Here is a 15,480-nt window from a genome sequence, read left to right as displayed (position 1 = left end):
CCCGTGTTTATCAAGGCCAGAACCTCAGCCCAGCGCCTTGCGATTGAAGTCGCGCAAACGGAAGCCCATCAACACTAACATGCCGAAATAAGCCACCACACCGGCAACGACCAAGGCACCCAGACGCAGGAAACGCTCAAGCATCTGCCCCTCGCCCCAGGCCGGCATGAAATGCATCCCTGCCAGCAACACGCCAGACATCACCGCTACCGCAACCACCAGCTTGAAGCCGAACTTTGCCCAGCCCGGTTGCGGCTGGTACATCTGCTGTTTACGCAGCTGATAGAAGAGCAGCCCTGCATTGAGGCAGGCGCCAGCGCTGATGGCGAGCGCCAGGCCCGCGTGAGCCAGCGGACCGATCAGCAACAGGTTGAACAACTGAGTGACGACCAACGTGAAAATTGCGATTTTTACCGGCGTGCGAATGTTTTGTTGCGCATAAAAGCCCGGCGCGAGCACTTTGATCACGATAATTCCGAGCAAACCGACGGAATAGGCGATCAACGCGCGCTGAGTCATGGCCGCATCATGCGCATCAAACTGACCGTACTGGAACAGCGAAACCGTCAACGGCTCGGCCAGAATCCCCAGCGCGAAGGCGCAAGGCAATACCAGCACGAAGCATAGACGCAAGCCCCAATCGAGGATGCGCGAGTATTCGTGGCGATCCTTGCTGGCGTAAGTCTTGGCCAGAGTCGGCAGCAGAATCGTCCCCAGCGCCACGCCCAGCACGCCGGATGGCAACTCCATCAAACGGTCGGCGTAGTACATCCAGGACACGGAACCCGCGACCAGGAACGAAGCGAAAATCGTATTGATGATCAGCGAGATCTGGCTCACCGACACCCCGAGAATCGCCGGCAACATCTGCTTCATCACTCGCCAGACGCCGCTGTCGCGCAGGTTCAGGCGCGGCAACACCAGCATGCCGATCTTTTTCAGGTGCGGCAGTTGATAGAGCAACTGTGCCAGGCCACCCACCAGCACCGCCCAACCGAGCGCCATTACGGGCGGATCGAAGTACGGTGTCAGGAACAACGCAAAAATAATCATGCTGACGTTGAGCAGCGTCGGCACGAATGCCGGGACCGAAAAACGGTTCCAGGTGTTGAGGATCGCACCCGCCAGCGACGACAGGGAAATCAGCAATATGTAAGGAAAGGTCACCCGCAACAGACTCGTGGTCAGCTCGAACTTCTCGGGCGTATCGATGAAACCCGGCGCGGTCACCCAGATGACCCACGGGGCGGCAATCATGCCCAACGCCGTGACGAGTGCCAGCACCAGCGTCAGCAGGCCGGAAACATAGGCAATGAAGGTTCGCGTCGCCTCATCCCCTTTCTGACTTTTATATTCGGCAAGAATCGGTACGAATGCCTGGGAAAACGCCCCTTCGGCGAAAATCCGCCGCAACAGATTGGGCAGTTTGAAGGCGATGAAGAAGGCGTCGGTCGCCATTCCCGCGCCGAATGCACGTGCAATTAGGGTGTCACGAACAAATCCCAAAACCCGGGAAAGCATCGTGATAGAGCTGACGGCGGCCAACGATTTGAGCAGATTCATTGAAAGAGTTTGTGCCTGTCGATAAACAGCAGGCGAACTACGCGCCCACTTATGCGATACTCCGCGCCGCAACAGCACAGAGCCAAAGCTCGCGAGTTTACAGGTCGCACGCTGGAAAGAAATATCCAGAGGTGTAGCACCTACCACTTAGCGGAACGTCTCAACCGCCCTTGACAAGACCTCAACTCATCGGCATGATTCGCGGCCTATTTTGTTTGCTATTTCCTAAAAAGTCTTTCGAGGAGCTCGACGGTGGCCAACTCACCTTCCGCCAAAAAACGTGCAAAACAGGCTGAGAAGCGTCGCAGCCACAACGCCAGCCTGCGTTCCATGGTTCGTACCTACATCAAGAATGTAGTTAAGGCCATCGACGCAAAAGACGCTGCCAAAGCTCAAGCTGCTTACGTTCTGGCTGTGCCAGTTATCGACCGTATGGCCGATAAAGGCATCATCCACAAGAACAAGGCCGCTCGTCATAAGAGCCGCCTGAATGGCCACGTGAAGGCCCTGAACGTTGCCGCTGCTGCCTAAGCGACTCGTTCATTAAAAAACCGACCTCAGGGTCGGTTTTTTATTGCCTGCGATTTTATGGGCACAAAAAAACTGTGGGAGCGAGCCTGCTAGCGATAGCGGATATCCAGCCAATGTAGATGCTGAATGTTAATCCGTCATCGCGAGCAGGCTCGCTCCCACAGTTTGACTTGCGTGAAATTACTGAGCGTGCGCCCAAGGCAAAATCGGAATCGCCGTCACCGCATTCTGCGGACTGCCCTCGATCAGGCGATCGCTGTACACCAGGTACACCAGCGTATTGCGCTTTTTGTCGAGGAAGCGCACCACCTGCATGGTCTTGAACACCAGGGACGTGCGCTCCTTGAACACCTCGTCACCATCCTTGAGCTCACCCTTGAAGCTGATCGGTCCGACCTGCCGGCAAGCGATAGACGCTTCGGCACGGTCCTCGGCCAAACCAAGACCACCCTTCACCCCGCCGGTCTTGGCGCGCGACAGATAGCAGGTCACGCCGTCGACCTTGGGATCATCAAAGGCCTCGACCACGATCCGGTCATTCGGCCCGACGAACTTGAACACCGTCGACACCTGACCGATCTCTTCGGCCGACGCCAGCAGCGGCATCGCCACCAGCAATCCCAACAATCCTTTTGCCACGCGCATTCAGGTATTCCTTCAGACCAGGATCAGGTTATCGCGGTGAACCAGCTCCGGTTCCGCCATGTAACCCAACAGACCGACAATCGCCTCAGACGACTGACCGATGATTTTTTGCGCCTCCAGCGCACTGTAGTTGGCCAGGCCACGGGCAATCTCGCGACCGTCCGGCGCCACGCAAACCACCATCTCGCCGCGACGGAAGCTGCCCTGCACCAATTTGACCCCAACCGGCAGCAAGCTCTTGTTGCCCTGAGACAACGCAGTCACCGCACCCGCATCCAGCACCAGAGTGCCACGGGTTTGCAGATGACCGGCCAGCCACTGCTTGCGCGCCGCCAACATGCCGCGCTCCGGCGACAGCAGGGTGCCGATGCGCTCGCCCGCCTTGAGGCGATCCAGCACACGCTCAAGCCGCCCGCCAACGATGATGGTGTGAGCACCGGAACGGGCCGCCAGACGCGCAGCACGCAATTTGGTCTGCATACCACCACGTCCCAGCGCACCACCGGTGCCACCCGCCACCGCGTCGAGCGCCGGATCATCGGCGCGCGCTTCGTAAATCAGCTGGGCATCCGGATTGTTGCGCGGATCAGCATCGAACATGCCGTCGCGATCCGTCAGGATCACCAGCAAGTCCGCCTCGACCAGGTTCGCCACCAGCGCCGCCAGGGTGTCGTTGTCGCCAAAACGGATTTCGTCGGTGACCACGGTGTCATTCTCGTTGATCACCGGGATAACCTTCAGCTCGACCAGCGCACGCAAGGTGCTGCGGGCGTTCAGGTAGCGCTTGCGGTCGGACAAGTCATCGTGAGTCAGGAGAATCTGCGCGGTATGCCGGCCATGCTTGGCGAAGCTCGACTCCCAGGCCTGCACCAACCCCATCTGGCCGATTGCGGCGGCAGCCTGAAGTTCGTGCATCGCACTGGGTCGCGAGGTCCAGCCCAAACGGCTCATGCCGGCCGCCACCGCCCCGGAGGACACCAGCACCAGCTCGACGCCCGCCTCATGCAAGGCCACCATCTGCTCAACCCAGACACCCATTGCCGCGCGATCCAGGCCTTTGCCGTCCGCCGTCAGCAAAGCGCTGCCGATCTTCACGACCCAACGCTGCGCACCTGTCACCTTGCTCCGCATCATCTTCAACCTTAGCTTGAGGGCAGCGCGACCTAGCACTGCCCGTGACGTTATTCGTGGTTACTCGTGGCCAACAATCGATTTCCAGATACCAAAACGCCGCTCGATTGAGCGGCGCTTAAGTTTATCGCAACGAATCAGTCACGCACGTAAATGATTTCCGGACCGTCTTCGTCATCCACATCTTCTTCGTCCCAGTCATCGTCGCCGATGTCGTGGACCGACTTCACGCCGCTGCGACGCAGGGCACGCTTATCATCCAGCGCCTGCAGTTGCGCGCGAGCTTCATCTTCGATGCGCTGATCGAGATCAGCCAGCTCTTCCTTGTAGGCCGGGTCATTGGCCAGGCGATCGGCACGATCTTCCATGTAACGCATGATGTCGTGGCACAGACGCTCGGTACCGAGCTTGGAGATGGCCGAGATCACGTAGACCGGACCAGTCCATTCCAGGCGATCAACGATTTCCTTGACGCGAGCATCATGCTCTTCATCAAGGATCTGGTCGCACTTGTTCAGCACCAGCCAGCGATCACGCTCCGCCAGGGACGGGCTGAACTTGATCAGCTCGTTGACGATCACTTCAGCGGCATCCGGTGCACTGGCATCATCCAGCGGCGCCATGTCCACGAGGTGCAGCAGCAGACGCGTACGCGCCAAGTGCTTGAGGAAGCGAATGCCCAGACCAGCACCCTCGGAAGCGCCTTCGATCAAACCCGGAATATCGGCAATGACAAAGCTCTTCCAGCGATCGACGCTGACCACACCCAGGTTCGGCACCAGCGTGGTGAACGGGTAGTCGGCAACTTTCGGCTTGGCAGCCGAAACCGAACGGATAAAGGTACTTTTACCGGCGTTCGGCAAACCCAGCAGACCTACGTCAGCCAGTACTTTCATTTCCAGCTTCAGGTCGCGCTGCTCGCCCGGCTTGCCCGGAGTGGTCTGGCGCGGCGCACGGTTGGTACTGGATTTGAAACGGGTGTTGCCCAGACCGTGCCAGCCGCCCTGCACCACCATCAATTTCTGACCGGCCTTGGTCAGGTCGCCGATGACTTCCTGAGTCGCGGAGTCGATCACCGTGGTGCCGACCGGAACACGCAAGATCAGGTCTTCACCCTTCTTGCCGGTGCAGTCGGTGCTGCCGCCATTGGAGCCACGCTCGGCATCGAAGTGCCGGGTGTAACGGTAGTCCACCAGGGTGTTGAGGTTTTCGTCGGCCATCATGTAGATGGAACCGCCGTCGCCGCCATCACCGCCGTTCGGGCCACCGTTCTCGATAAATTTTTCCCGACGGAAACTCATGGCGCCATTGCCGCCATCACCAGCCTTTACGCGAATCGATACTTCATCAACAAACTTCATAACAAACGCCTCTCGCCATACGGACGAGCCGAAAAACAATCAAGACATAAGACTCTTGCAAAAATGAGCGCAGCGACCCTGAACCACGATACCTACATCGTACGCCGACAGCCCATACAAACAGCTTTGCAAGAGACTCACCCCACAAACGAAAAAGCCCCGTCGCGAGACAGGGCTTTTCCAGCGATCGCGCAATTAAGCTGCGACTACGCTCACGTAACGACGACCGAAGGCGCCTTTTACTTCGAACTTGATCACGCCTTCGACTTTAGCGAAGAGGGTGTGATCTTTACCCATGCCAACGCCGTAGCCAGCGTGGAATTGGGTGCCGCGCTGACGCACGATGATGTTGCCTGCTTTGATAGCCTGGCCGCCATACATCTTCACGCCAAGGCGTTTGGCTTCTGAGTCGCGACCGTTACGGGTACTACCACCAGCTTTTTTGTGTGCCATGAGTTCAATTCTCCTAGTGAGGAATTAGGCTGTAATTAAGCCTGAATACCGGTGATTTTGATCTCGGTGTACCACTGGCGGTGGCCCATACGCTTCATGTGGTGCTTACGGCGACGGAACTTGATGATGCGGACTTTATCGTGACGACCTTGGGAGATCACTTCAGCCACAACGGTAGCGCCAGCAACAACTGGAGCGCCGATATTCACGTCGTCACCGTTGGCAACCAACAGAACGCGATCAAAGGTAACGGATTCGCCGGTAGCGATTTCCAGTTTTTCGATCTTCAGGTATTCACCTGGGGCGACTTTGTACTGCTTGCCGCCAGTAACGATTACTGCATAAGACATGGTATTTCTCCGATAATCCTGCTCACCCAGCTCTTTATAAGAAGAGGTATTGGCTGGCATGGCTGCATGGGGCTGGAGGCCCGCTTGCAATTGCGTAAGGCAGGTGCTGCCCAGGAAGTTCAGGGTGCGCGATTGTACGCAAGCCACGCTAGCCTTGCAAGAGGCCGTCCATCGCGCCTTGACACCTGCAAGCGTGGGTCCTAGCATGCCGCGCAACCCTTCTGGAGCGACTGTCGCTGATGCAACCCCAAGCTTTCTACCGCGCGGTGGCGGACGATTTTAGCGCCGTCGACGGCATCATCAAGAAGCAGCTGACTTCCCGAGTGCCGCTGGTATCGAAAATCGGCGATTACATTACCTCGGCCGGCGGCAAACGCCTGCGCCCTTTATTGGTGTTGCTGTGTGGCAAGGCCCTGGGCCGCGAAGGCGATGACCTGCGCCTGCTGGCCGCGACCATTGAATTCCTGCACACCGCCACCCTGCTGCATGACGATGTGGTCGACATGTCCGGCATGCGCCGTGGCCGCTCGACCGCCAACGCCATGTGGGGCAACGCGCCAAGCGTACTGGTCGGTGACTTCCTGTATTCGCGCTCATTCGAAATGATGGTCGAGCTTGGCTCGATGCCGGTGATGAAGATCCTTTCGCAAGCCACGCGCATCATCGCCGAAGGCGAAGTATTGCAGCTGTCGAAGGTGCGGGACGCCAGCACCACCGAAGAAACCTACATGGAAGTCATCCGCGGCAAGACCGCGATGCTCTTCGAAGCCTCGACCCACAGCGCCGCCGCCCTGTGCCAGGCCACGCCGGAACAGGCCGAAGCCCTGCGTACATTCGGTGATCACCTGGGCGTGGCCTTCCAACTGGTCGACGACCTGCTCGACTACAAAGGCGACGCCGAAACCCTGGGCAAGAACGTCGGTGACGATCTGGCCGAAGGCAAGCCGACCCTGCCACTGATCTACACCATGCGCGAAGGTACGCCGGAACAGGCCGCCCTGGTGCGCAAGGCGATCCAGAAAGGCGGAATCGAAGACCTGGAAAGCATCCGCGAAGCTGTGGAAGCCTCGGGCTCGCTGGAGTACACCGCGCAACTGGCACGCGACTATGTGGCACGCGCAATCCAGTGTCTCGAAGCGCTGCCTGCCAGCGAGTACCGCGACGCACTGGTTGAACTGAGCGAGTTCGCGGTCGCGCGTACGCACTGACAACACTGCAAGCCCCCTGTGGGAGCGAGCTTGCTCGCGACTAGGCACTTACATTCAACATTGTTGTTGACTGAAAGGACGCCATCGCGAGCAAGCTCGCTCCCACAGGTTTGTTCCCCACAGGTTTTCCTGCGCTGCACCCCTCCCGGCTAAAACCCTATACAATGTGCGCTTTTTAGCGATCCTGAATCCAAGGAGCCTTAGTGAGCACGTTGCCACCCTGCCCAAAATGCAATTCCGAATACACCTATGAAGACGGCGCCCAGCTGATCTGCCCCGAGTGCGCCCACGAATGGTCCGCCAGCGGTGAAGCCGAAGCGGTGTCCGATGACACAGTGAAAAAGGATTCGGTCGGCAACGTCCTGCAAGACGGCGACACCATCACCGTGATCAAGGACCTCAAGGTCAAGGGTACGTCTTTGGTGGTCAAGGTCGGCACCAAGGTCAAGAATATCCGCCTGTGCGATGGCGATCACGACATCGACTGCAAGATCGACGGCATCGGCCCGATGAAACTCAAGTCCGAGTTCGTCAGAAAAGTCTGAGCCTGCTGTTATCCATCCCGCGCCTGGCGCGGGATGCCCTCCCTCCCCGCTTCACCCAATAAAGCCAAACGCCGGTCGGTTTGACCTGACGCAATCTTTACCCGGAAAAAAGCGCAAACCGCCAATAGGCCCTTGCTATTTGATGAATAATAATTATTCTCATCAAGCCTTCAATGGAGATGAGAACCATGACTTATCTGATCGATGCCTGGCTGGACCGCCCACACCCTTACCTCAGGATCCTGCATCGGGAAACCGGGGAAGTCTGTGCCGTGCTTGAAGAAGAAGCCTTGAGCGAACTGCAGGACCAAGGTGATCTTGACCTCAATGGCCTGAGTTCCAGCGAGCCGGTGGTGCTCAAGGAACTGGTGCGTAATCTGTTTCTGTTCTGCTATGCCAGGGCGTTGCGCCCGCACAGTGAACTGCACCACAAGATCGAAATATGAAAAACGCTGCAAAACTTTGTAGGAGCGAGCTTGCTCGCGAAGAACTCAAACACACCGCGTTCATTCAGGATGGCCGCGTTATCGTTAACGCCCATCGCGAGCAAGCTCGCTCCTACAGGTACAGGTAATCAGCGGGTCTTACAGAACGTCGAGCAGTTCGACGTCGAATACCAGTACGCTGTGCGGTGGAATGCTGCCAACGCCTTGAGCGCCGTATGCCAGCTCGCTCGGCACGTACAGGCGCCATTTGCTACCGGCGTTCATCAGTTGCAGGGCTTCGGTCCAGCCGGCGATCACGCCGCCAACCGGGAACTCTGCTGGCTGGCCGCGCTCGTAGGAGCTGTCGAACACTGTGCCGTCGATCAGGGTGCCGTGGTAATGAGTACGCACGGAGTCTTCACGGGATGGCTTGGCGCCTTCGCCAGCGGTCAGGACTTCGAACTGCAGGCCGGAAGCCAGAGTGGTGATGCCTTCACGCTTGGCGTTATCAGCCAGGAAGGCCAGGCCTTCGCCAGCAGCCGCTTCAGCCTTGGCTGCAGCTTCGGCCTGCATGATTTCGCGGATGACTTTGAAGCTGGCGGACATTTCTTCCTGACCTACACGGCTTGGTTTGCCGGCGAATGCGTCGGTCAGACCTGCCAGGATCGCGTCCAGGCTTACGCCCGGTGGCGGGTTGTCGCGCAGTTGGTCGCCCAGCTGACGGCCAATACCGTAGCTGACGCGGGTTTCGTCGGTGGACAGATTTACTTCGGACATGACACTGCTCCGCTGTGCGGACGGCTCGGGAACTTGCCATGCGTGCACAGCGCGTCCCGGAGCGCCCGGAACCAAAAGGGCCAGCAGACTAGCACAGATGTCATGCCTTTGATGAGGGACCTCAGGCGATCGGCACCTTCAGGTTTTCCTCAACATCGGCAACCAGACCGCACATTTCGTCGTGCACGACCGTGTGCACAAGGTTGAAGTGCAACTTGGGAAAGGAGCGCAGCACATCACGGGCATGCTCCACCGAACGCAGGCTCATCATGTGTCCGTGGGTATCGCTCAATGGATACGCCGCGCCATGCATCCGCGCCTCCAACAGGTAGATGCCCCCCTCCATCGAGATCAGGTTCAGCTCATCGACCTTCCCGGCGACGGCATACGCATTCAACTCATGCAGGGTCATGAACGCACCTCACGCAGTGGCGAACCAACATACTTACAGGGATAGGCCTCGGCGCATCAAAGCACAAGCCACAAACCACGCCGCCCGTCTGTTTCATCGCGCCCCTCTGTAGGAGCGAGCTCGCTCGCGATGGTCGCCAACGATGACGCGGGAAACCTGACACCCCGCGGCGATCTTGAGTCCATCGCGAGCGAGCTCGCTCCTACAGCAGATGGGTAAATCAGTGCTTGGTGACTTTATCCAGGTAACCCATGGCAAATGCGGAGACCACGAAGGTCATGTGGATGATCACATACCACTGCAAATGCTCGGGATCGACGTTCTTGGCGTCCATGAAGATGCGCAGCAGGTGAATGGACGAGATCGCCACGATCGATGCGGCCACCTTCATCTTCAGCGACGAAGAGTCCATGGTGCCCAGCCAGTTGAGCTTTTCCTTGCTGTCGTCGATGTCCAGTTGCGAGACGAAGTTTTCGTAGCCGGAAATCATCACCATCACCAGCAAACCGCCCACCAGGGCCATGTCGATCAGCGACAGCAGCACCAGGATCAAGTCCGATTCGGCCATCGAAAACACGTTCGGGATGACGTGGAAGACTTCCTGGAAGAATTTCAGTGCCAGCGCCAGCAGCCCGAGGGACAGGCCGAAATAGATCGGCGCCAGCAGCCAGCGCGAGGCGTACATTGTATTTTCGATAAAGCGTTCCATTGAATCTCACACGTTGGACTGGAAATGGCGGCGAGTATACCAGCCCCCCGTCCATACCCAGAAGCAGCCAGAAACCGTCGAGAAATCCGCCACCTGCGCCTGTGTATCAAAGTTTTTCTGCTAGTGTCCAAATCATTGACTGCTCAGTGATGTCGGACAGGAAGACTGGAAATGGATGTGCAATTGCCTTTGACGAGTGCCGGAATTTGCCTGGCGCTGCTGCTGAGCGGCTGCTCACCCAGCGAAGAAAAACGCCAGGTCAGCCTCGAAGAAAAAACCGCGCAGTTCGAAAAGTCGCTGGACGCCATTCAGGATCCGAAGCTCAAGGATGCCGTGTCGGAACTGGGTGGCTCACTGCTGCTGCTCGAACGCGCGCAACTCAAGCTCGACAGCAAGCCGGTGGAAACCGAATACGGCGAAGACGCCCTCGCCATGCTCAAGCACTACCCGAGCCCGCAGGCCCTGGTCGACACCTACATCAACGGGTTGTTCGTGCTGCAAAAGGACTCCAGTTCCGACTATCTGATCGATCTGCAGCCAGTGTTCCCCTTCACGTTCAGCGTTCCTGCCGCGTTTTTGTTTCCCCATGGCCTGGAATGGCAGTCGGTCACGCTAAGCAACAAACGAGTGATTCCCTTCCAGCCGGAATGGTCGGAAACCGACCCCGGCATTCAGCTCAGCCCATCGAGCTCCAACCTGACCAACCCCGATGACCTGACCGTGGCCTACCCCTTCATCGAAGGCCTCGACATTGACAGAAAGCAGCAACCGCAACCGGTGAGCCTGCAAGGTAAAGTCGAAGTCATCGCGCCACGCCGCCTCTACAGCTTCGACCTGACGAAAAAGGACGTAGGCCAGACCCGCACCAATGACAACCTGAGCGTCACCCTCCTCACATTGACGAACAACTACGCGGAAATCGAATACAACAACAGCACGCCGCTGGCCTCCGAAGTCAGTGAAACACCGCTCAACCCGCTGATCGTCCAGGCCAGGGACAGCACCGGGCAATTCATCGCGCGCGCCGGTTCAATCAACGAAACCTCGGTACAAATTGCCTTCTATCAGCAGCAACTGGCCAAGATGCAGCAGCAAAAGAGCTGGAGCGAGTCCCTGGAAAAACAGCTCGATGAAGAACAACGCAACTTTGAGAAACAGCAGGCTCGACATTATTCGAAGGTGTACTTCAACGGGACGATCGAAACTCTCGAAGTCAGCATGCTGGATTTTTCCGCCGTCACGGTCACCCGAAAGGACCTCGACCTGCCGATCCGGCGCTTCGATGCCTATACCACGGACAAGTCCATCCAGCCCTTGAACCTGTCCGTGGTGGTCTATGACGACCAGGCGGCGGGCTGGCTGAAAGGGGCAACGCTGAGTGAGGAACAACTGAAAAAGAACGTCAGCATCAGTCAGTCGGTCGACGACCCCAGCGCTGCGCGAATCGAATTCACTCACCTGCGTACCTTCAACGATGAGCTGCTCGGTACATCGTTCAACCCCGGTGAAAGTCCGGTGAGCTTCTTTACCGAAGACACTCGTGGCAATCGCGACGAGCCGATCGAACTGCCGTCAGAGGCGTACCAGATCGATCCCCTGCGCGGCACCATCACTTACGATCTGAATCTGTTTCCACAAACCCCGGCCTATGCGGTGGGCTCGATGCCGATGTTCCTGGCCACGGTCGACAAGCAAACCGTCGAAGCCCGTCAACTGCCCAAGGGCCTCGCGCTCAAAGACAATGCACTGGTAGTGGACCTGAAGGTATTTCCCGCCCAGGACTGGCGCTTTTTCGCCAAGGACGACAGCGGTAGTTACTTGAAGGAGATTCTATCGGTCAGTCATGGCGCGAGCGCACAGGGGCCGGCGCAGTTTTCCGTGCATTACTTCTACGGGCAGCCTACGCGCCTGGAAACCTATCAGCGCACTGATCTCACCACCGTGCAATATGGTTTCGAAGTCAAACTCGACAAGGCCGACATGACGCGCCTTGATCAATAGTGCCACTCAGTGCTCGGGGTGAAACTCGAAGCCGCCCATGTTCCGGCAGCGACCACCGTTGATTTCCCGCAGTTGGGCTTGCAGGTGCAGGCACCAGATTTGCGGATCGTCGGCCAACTCGTAGCCGTGCAGGGTCAGGCTTTCAACGATGGTGTCGAGGATTGATTCAGCGACGAACGGACCGTGAAACGGGCCTTGGGCCTTGATGGCCGAAGGTTGTTCACCGGCCATTCCGGCGGCGAACAACAGAGTCCACATGCCCGTATCTCCCGCCAATGGACGGATGGCACATTCGATACGGGTCACAAGGCCCAGGCATTGACGGGTGAGGCAGAGGTTGCGCGACATGGCGGCGACCCTCGGTAGATCCGGTATTCAGCCCCCATGGGAAGGCTGTTTCGATCCTGTGATTACGTCGATATCCTTGAGCAGAGAATAGAAGAAAAGTCTGCCTTGCAGGCCGAGACAAGACCGAAAGGCGCCGAATGGTCATAGTGTGAATATTGACGTCAGTTCGACGACGCTTTTCCAGGGTTCACACAAACAAATGTGGGAGCGGGCTTGCTCGCTCCCACATGGATTACTGCATCAGGCCGGCTTGGTTTCCGCCAAAGCCTCTTGCGCCAACTCCTTCTCGGCTTCCTTGAGATCATCTTCGCTGATCATTTCCGCGATAACCCGCAGGCGCTCCACGACCCGCGCGTTCACGCTGCCTTCAGGGAACTCGCCATTCTCGTCCGGTTCGCCGGCCGGCTCGCCGACCAGCAGACTCAATGCTTCATCGGCCTGACGGACCGCGTAGACATGGAACTGACCCGCACGCACCGCCGCCAGCACCTTCTCATCGAGCATCAGGGTGGCGACGTTGGCGTGAGGAATGATTGCCCCCTGCTCACCGGTCAACCCACGGGCTTCACACAGACGGAAGAAGCCCTCGATCTTCTCGTTGACACCACCGACCGCCTGCACTTCGCCGAACTGGTTGATCGAACCGGTGATGGCAAAGCACTGCTTGAGCGGGGTTTTCGACAAGGCCGAAATGAGGGTGCAGGCCTCGCCCAGGGAAGCACTGTCGCCATCGACATAACCGTAGGATTGCTCCAGGGCGATGCTCGCGGAAATCGCCAGCGGAAACTCCTGGGCGTAACGGCTGCCCAGATAGCCGGTAAGGATCATCACGCCTTTGGAGTGGATCGGCTGCCCGAGGTTGACCTCGCGCTCGATGTCGACGATACCGCTGCCGCCCGGGTACACCGTGGCGGAAATCCGCGCCGGTATACCAAAGGCCGAGTCGCCGACTTCCAGCACCGTCAAGCCATTGCACTTGCCGACCGCCGCGCCCGCGGTGTCGATCAGGATGATCCCGGCCAGCATGTCATCGAGAATCCGCGCTGACACACGACCGGTCCGTGTGGCCTTGGCCTTGAGCGCGCGCTCGATATGCCCCGCGTCGGTCCGTTCATCGCCGGCCAGATGGCGGATGAAGTCCGCCTCGCTGACCAGTTGGAACAAGTCACCGATACGCGCCGACAAGCGCCCCTGGTGCTCGGCCAGACGTGCACTGTAGGTCGCCAGACGTGCCACCGCATCAGCGGTCAGCGGTGCCATGCCTTCTTCGGAAGTACGGGTCTTGAGCAACTGGGCGAACTGCTCCAGGCTCTCGTCGACCATCGGGATGTCTTCGTCGAAATCCACCAGGACGCGGAACATCTCCTGGAAGTCCGGATCGAGGTCTTGCAGCGTGTAATACAGCTGACGGGCACCGATGATGACGACTTTGACCTGCAACGGAATGTGTTGCGGCGTCAGGGTTACGGTCGCAAAACGGCCCATCTCCCCCAGCGGCGACTCCATTTTCAGTTTGCGTGATTGCAGGGCGCGTTTCAGTGCATCCCACACGAACGGCTCGCTGAGCATTTTGTCCGCTTCAAGGATCAGGAAACCGCCATTGGCCCGGTGCAAGGCACCCGGCCGCAGTTGGCGGTAGGTGGTGTAAAGCGCACCCTGATCGGTGCTGTATTCGATCCGGCCAAAAAGGTTTTCGTAGGTCGGGTGCGGCTCGAACACCACCGGCGCACCGCCGCTGGCCGAGTGACCGACCACCAGGCTCGGCGCGTATTGTTCTTCCAGCAACTTGCGGGCGACAGCGTCGGTCTTGCTGTCGTCTACCAGCTGCTCGACCACGGACTTGAGCAAGTACACCTGCATCGCCTGCAGATAACCGCATACCGCCGCGTTCTCGGCGTACTTCTCCGACAATGGCGACAACAATGGCTGCAAGGCCAGGGTAATGGTTTCTTCGTTCAGATGACGCAGCTGGTTGCTCGACTCGCGTTTCCATTGCGGCAGGCTGGCGAGCTCTTCGTTCAGGCGCTCCTCCAGTGCCGAAATATCCTCGTGAAAGCGCTCGCGCTCGGCTTCCGGCAACTGGGCGAACTCAGCTTCGTCCAACGCCTTGCCGTCGCTCATCGGGGTGAAGGCGATGTTGCTGGCGTCGCGGTACAGCGCAACTTCCTTTTCCAGCGCCAGACGCTCGATGACGTCCAGGGCCTTGTCGTAGCGCTGGTTGAAGGCGCGGTCGATACTGCTTTTCTTCTGCTGGTAGGACGGATGCTCGAATACTGCCGGAAATGTCGCCAGCAGGTTGTCGATCAAACCGTTGATATCACCAATGAAGTTACCGGCAGTGCCCGACGGCAACTCCAGGGCACGTGGTTCGCGCGGTTCATCGAAGTTGTTGACGTAGACCCAGTCCGCCGGGGTCTGCAGGCGCTTGCCTTCGGCCTTGAGGTAGCGTTTGACGAACGAGAACCGACCAGTACCGGGCTCGCCCATGACGAATACGTTGTAACCGGGGCGTGGCATGGCCACACCGAACTGCAAGGCTTCGACCGCACGTTCCTGGCCAAGCACACCGCGAAAGGGCTCCAGATCATTGGTGGTAGAGAAGCTGAACTGTTCAGCGGAAAACGGACGGGTCAGCGCTTCGGGCGCTAGACGCAAGCTGGCAGCAACAGGATCAGGCATCGGGCTTCCTTAACAATCAGGCGGGGCAGATGGCAGCATTCTGGCGCCGCCCATGCCCGACTGGCAAGGAGCGCCGCAGGCCTGATCACCGTCAACCGGCCAACCCCAGGCGGGCCGGGCTTGCGCGGCCGTTTTCCATGAATGTTTTGCAAAAAATCACGGAACCCTGTGATCGTGCCTAAACTCCAAACTGCGCGGCTGGACTAATGACCGGCCCACTGGCACCGGAAGGGTCTGCAGGAAAACTCGCCGAGCGGCGATCAGGCAAGGCGAAAGCAGGCGAGGAAGCGGAGTGTAGGGGCCTACATGAGCATTCCGAGCCTGCTTTCAACGCAGCATGAT

General features: G+C 58.5%; 16 protein-coding genes. 5 read left to right on the top strand and 11 right to left on the bottom strand.

Features of this window, described 5'->3' with window-relative positions; all coding sequences use genetic code 11:
• Nucleotides 1–24: 24 nt before the first annotated feature.
• The gene (gene murJ / locus AC1Q6Y_RS14235; protein WP_057713236.1) at nucleotides 25–1,563 is read right to left on the bottom strand and encodes a murein biosynthesis integral membrane protein MurJ; all 1,539 of its coding nucleotides are present in this window, start codon (nucleotides 1,561–1,563) and stop codon (nucleotides 25–27) included.
• A gap of 252 nt (nucleotides 1,564–1,815) precedes the next feature.
• Between murJ and rpsT the strand changes: the two genes are divergently transcribed.
• Nucleotides 1,816–2,094: a 30S ribosomal protein S20 gene (gene rpsT / locus AC1Q6Y_RS14230; protein WP_007970922.1), complete on the top strand. Its 279-nt coding sequence runs from the start codon at nucleotides 1,816–1,818 to the stop codon at nucleotides 2,092–2,094.
• 180 nt (nucleotides 2,095–2,274) lie between these two features.
• Here the strand turns inward: rpsT and AC1Q6Y_RS14225 are convergent, their stop codons facing one another.
• The 5 genes from AC1Q6Y_RS14225 to rplU all read right to left on the bottom strand — a co-directional run bounded on the left by AC1Q6Y_RS14225 (nucleotide 2,275) and on the right by rplU (nucleotide 6,034).
• Complete coding sequence (locus tag AC1Q6Y_RS14225; protein WP_492587888.1) at nucleotides 2,275–2,739, bottom strand: CreA family protein; 465 nt, start codon at nucleotides 2,737–2,739, stop codon at nucleotides 2,275–2,277.
• Between the two features lie 12 nt (nucleotides 2,740–2,751).
• Nucleotides 2,752–3,870 (bottom strand): glutamate 5-kinase, encoded by a 1,119-nt coding sequence (proB, locus tag AC1Q6Y_RS14220; protein WP_057713234.1) that lies wholly within the window; start codon nucleotides 3,868–3,870, stop codon nucleotides 2,752–2,754.
• A 137-nt stretch (nucleotides 3,871–4,007) separates the two neighbouring features.
• Nucleotides 4,008–5,231 carry an Obg family GTPase CgtA gene (cgtA, locus tag AC1Q6Y_RS14215; protein ID WP_008052064.1) on the bottom strand — a complete coding sequence of 408 codons (1,224 nt, stop codon included), beginning with the start codon at nucleotides 5,229–5,231 and terminating at the stop codon, nucleotides 4,008–4,010.
• Nucleotides 5,232–5,426: 195 nt separating this feature from the next.
• Complete coding sequence (gene rpmA / locus AC1Q6Y_RS14210) at nucleotides 5,427–5,684, bottom strand: 50S ribosomal protein L27 (protein WP_003281574.1); 258 nt, start codon at nucleotides 5,682–5,684, stop codon at nucleotides 5,427–5,429.
• 35 nt (nucleotides 5,685–5,719) lie between these two features.
• Complete coding sequence (gene rplU / locus AC1Q6Y_RS14205) at nucleotides 5,720–6,034, bottom strand: 50S ribosomal protein L21 (RefSeq protein WP_003176051.1); 315 nt, start codon at nucleotides 6,032–6,034, stop codon at nucleotides 5,720–5,722.
• Between the two features lie 239 nt (nucleotides 6,035–6,273).
• On the opposite strand from rplU, the gene AC1Q6Y_RS14200 reads away from it, so the two are divergent.
• The 3 genes from AC1Q6Y_RS14200 (at nucleotide 6,274) to AC1Q6Y_RS14190 (ending at nucleotide 8,233) form a co-directional block, all read left to right on the top strand.
• Nucleotides 6,274–7,242, top strand: coding sequence for a polyprenyl synthetase family protein (locus tag AC1Q6Y_RS14200; RefSeq protein ID WP_492587887.1), 969 nt, complete (start codon nucleotides 6,274–6,276; stop codon nucleotides 7,240–7,242).
• A gap of 203 nt (nucleotides 7,243–7,445) precedes the next feature.
• Nucleotides 7,446–7,787, top strand: a complete 342-nt coding sequence (locus AC1Q6Y_RS14195) for a zinc ribbon domain-containing protein YjdM (protein ID WP_008154270.1) — start codon at nucleotides 7,446–7,448, stop codon at nucleotides 7,785–7,787.
• A gap of 188 nt (nucleotides 7,788–7,975) precedes the next feature.
• Nucleotides 7,976–8,233, top strand: coding sequence for a PA4570 family protein (locus AC1Q6Y_RS14190; protein WP_008052059.1), 258 nt, complete (start codon nucleotides 7,976–7,978; stop codon nucleotides 8,231–8,233).
• Nucleotides 8,234–8,371: 138 nt separating this feature from the next.
• Here the strand turns inward: AC1Q6Y_RS14190 and bamJ are convergent, their stop codons facing one another.
• From bamJ to AC1Q6Y_RS14175, 3 genes are all read right to left on the bottom strand, one after another.
• Nucleotides 8,372–8,989, bottom strand: a complete 618-nt coding sequence (gene bamJ / locus AC1Q6Y_RS14185) for a BamJ family beta-barrel-assembly machinery protein (protein ID WP_492624712.1) — start codon at nucleotides 8,987–8,989, stop codon at nucleotides 8,372–8,374.
• Nucleotides 8,990–9,110: 121 nt separating this feature from the next.
• Complete coding sequence (locus tag AC1Q6Y_RS14180; RefSeq protein ID WP_008022513.1) at nucleotides 9,111–9,401, bottom strand: DUF6482 family protein; 291 nt, start codon at nucleotides 9,399–9,401, stop codon at nucleotides 9,111–9,113.
• A gap of 220 nt (nucleotides 9,402–9,621) precedes the next feature.
• Complete coding sequence (locus AC1Q6Y_RS14175) at nucleotides 9,622–10,110, bottom strand: TIGR00645 family protein (RefSeq protein ID WP_007990463.1); 489 nt, start codon at nucleotides 10,108–10,110, stop codon at nucleotides 9,622–9,624.
• Nucleotides 10,111–10,281: 171 nt separating this feature from the next.
• Here AC1Q6Y_RS14175 and AC1Q6Y_RS14170 point away from each other — a divergent pair, with 171 nt between their 5' ends.
• Nucleotides 10,282–12,111: a hypothetical protein gene (locus AC1Q6Y_RS14170; protein ID WP_492624711.1), complete on the top strand. Its 1,830-nt coding sequence runs from the start codon at nucleotides 10,282–10,284 to the stop codon at nucleotides 12,109–12,111.
• Nucleotides 12,112–12,117: 6 nt separating this feature from the next.
• Here AC1Q6Y_RS14170 and AC1Q6Y_RS14165 read toward each other — a convergent pair whose 3' ends face one another.
• Together AC1Q6Y_RS14165 and AC1Q6Y_RS14160 are read right to left on the bottom strand one after the other, a co-directional pair.
• Nucleotides 12,118–12,459 (bottom strand): PA4575 family protein, encoded by a 342-nt coding sequence (locus tag AC1Q6Y_RS14165; RefSeq protein WP_008052055.1) that lies wholly within the window; start codon nucleotides 12,457–12,459, stop codon nucleotides 12,118–12,120.
• A gap of 240 nt (nucleotides 12,460–12,699) precedes the next feature.
• Nucleotides 12,700–15,138 carry a Lon protease family protein gene (locus AC1Q6Y_RS14160; RefSeq protein WP_223500343.1) on the bottom strand — a complete coding sequence of 813 codons (2,439 nt, stop codon included), beginning with the start codon at nucleotides 15,136–15,138 and terminating at the stop codon, nucleotides 12,700–12,702.
• Between the last annotated feature and the right edge of the window lie 342 nt (nucleotides 15,139–15,480).

This window comes from Pseudomonas sp. GW823-FHT06E10 (assembly GCF_058794995.1).
Note: the sequence above shows the minus strand (reverse complement) of the source record. Positions and strands in the feature narration are given on the sequence as shown.

Bases quoted from the DNA above. Each gene is read 5' to 3' on its own strand.
- AC1Q6Y_RS14170 (WP_492624711.1), top strand. From the start codon at position 10,282: ATGGATGTGCAATTGCCTTTGACGAGTGCCGGAATTTGCCTGGCGCTG.
- AC1Q6Y_RS14190 (WP_008052059.1), top strand. From the start codon at position 7,976: ATGACTTATCTGATCGATGCCTGGCTGGACCGCCCACACCCTTACCTC.
- AC1Q6Y_RS14175 (WP_007990463.1), bottom strand. From the start codon at position 10,110: ATGGAACGCTTTATCGAAAATACAATGTACGCCTCGCGCTGGCTGCTG.
- rpmA (WP_003281574.1), bottom strand. From the start codon at position 5,684: ATGGCACACAAAAAAGCTGGTGGTAGTACCCGTAACGGTCGCGACTCA.
- AC1Q6Y_RS14200 (WP_492587887.1), top strand. From the start codon at position 6,274: ATGCAACCCCAAGCTTTCTACCGCGCGGTGGCGGACGATTTTAGCGCC.
- cgtA (WP_008052064.1), bottom strand. From the start codon at position 5,231: ATGAAGTTTGTTGATGAAGTATCGATTCGCGTAAAGGCTGGTGATGGC.
- AC1Q6Y_RS14180 (WP_008022513.1), bottom strand. From the start codon at position 9,401: ATGACCCTGCATGAGTTGAATGCGTATGCCGTCGCCGGGAAGGTCGAT.
- AC1Q6Y_RS14165 (WP_008052055.1), bottom strand. From the start codon at position 12,459: ATGTCGCGCAACCTCTGCCTCACCCGTCAATGCCTGGGCCTTGTGACC.
- AC1Q6Y_RS14225 (WP_492587888.1), bottom strand. From the start codon at position 2,739: ATGCGCGTGGCAAAAGGATTGTTGGGATTGCTGGTGGCGATGCCGCTG.
- bamJ (WP_492624712.1), bottom strand. From the start codon at position 8,989: ATGTCCGAAGTAAATCTGTCCACCGACGAAACCCGCGTCAGCTACGGT.
- AC1Q6Y_RS14160 (WP_223500343.1), bottom strand. From the start codon at position 15,138: ATGCCTGATCCTGTTGCTGCCAGCTTGCGTCTAGCGCCCGAAGCGCTG.
- proB (WP_057713234.1), bottom strand. From the start codon at position 3,870: ATGCGGAGCAAGGTGACAGGTGCGCAGCGTTGGGTCGTGAAGATCGGC.
- rplU (WP_003176051.1), bottom strand. From the start codon at position 6,034: ATGTCTTATGCAGTAATCGTTACTGGCGGCAAGCAGTACAAAGTCGCC.
- murJ (WP_057713236.1), bottom strand. From the start codon at position 1,563: ATGAATCTGCTCAAATCGTTGGCCGCCGTCAGCTCTATCACGATGCTT.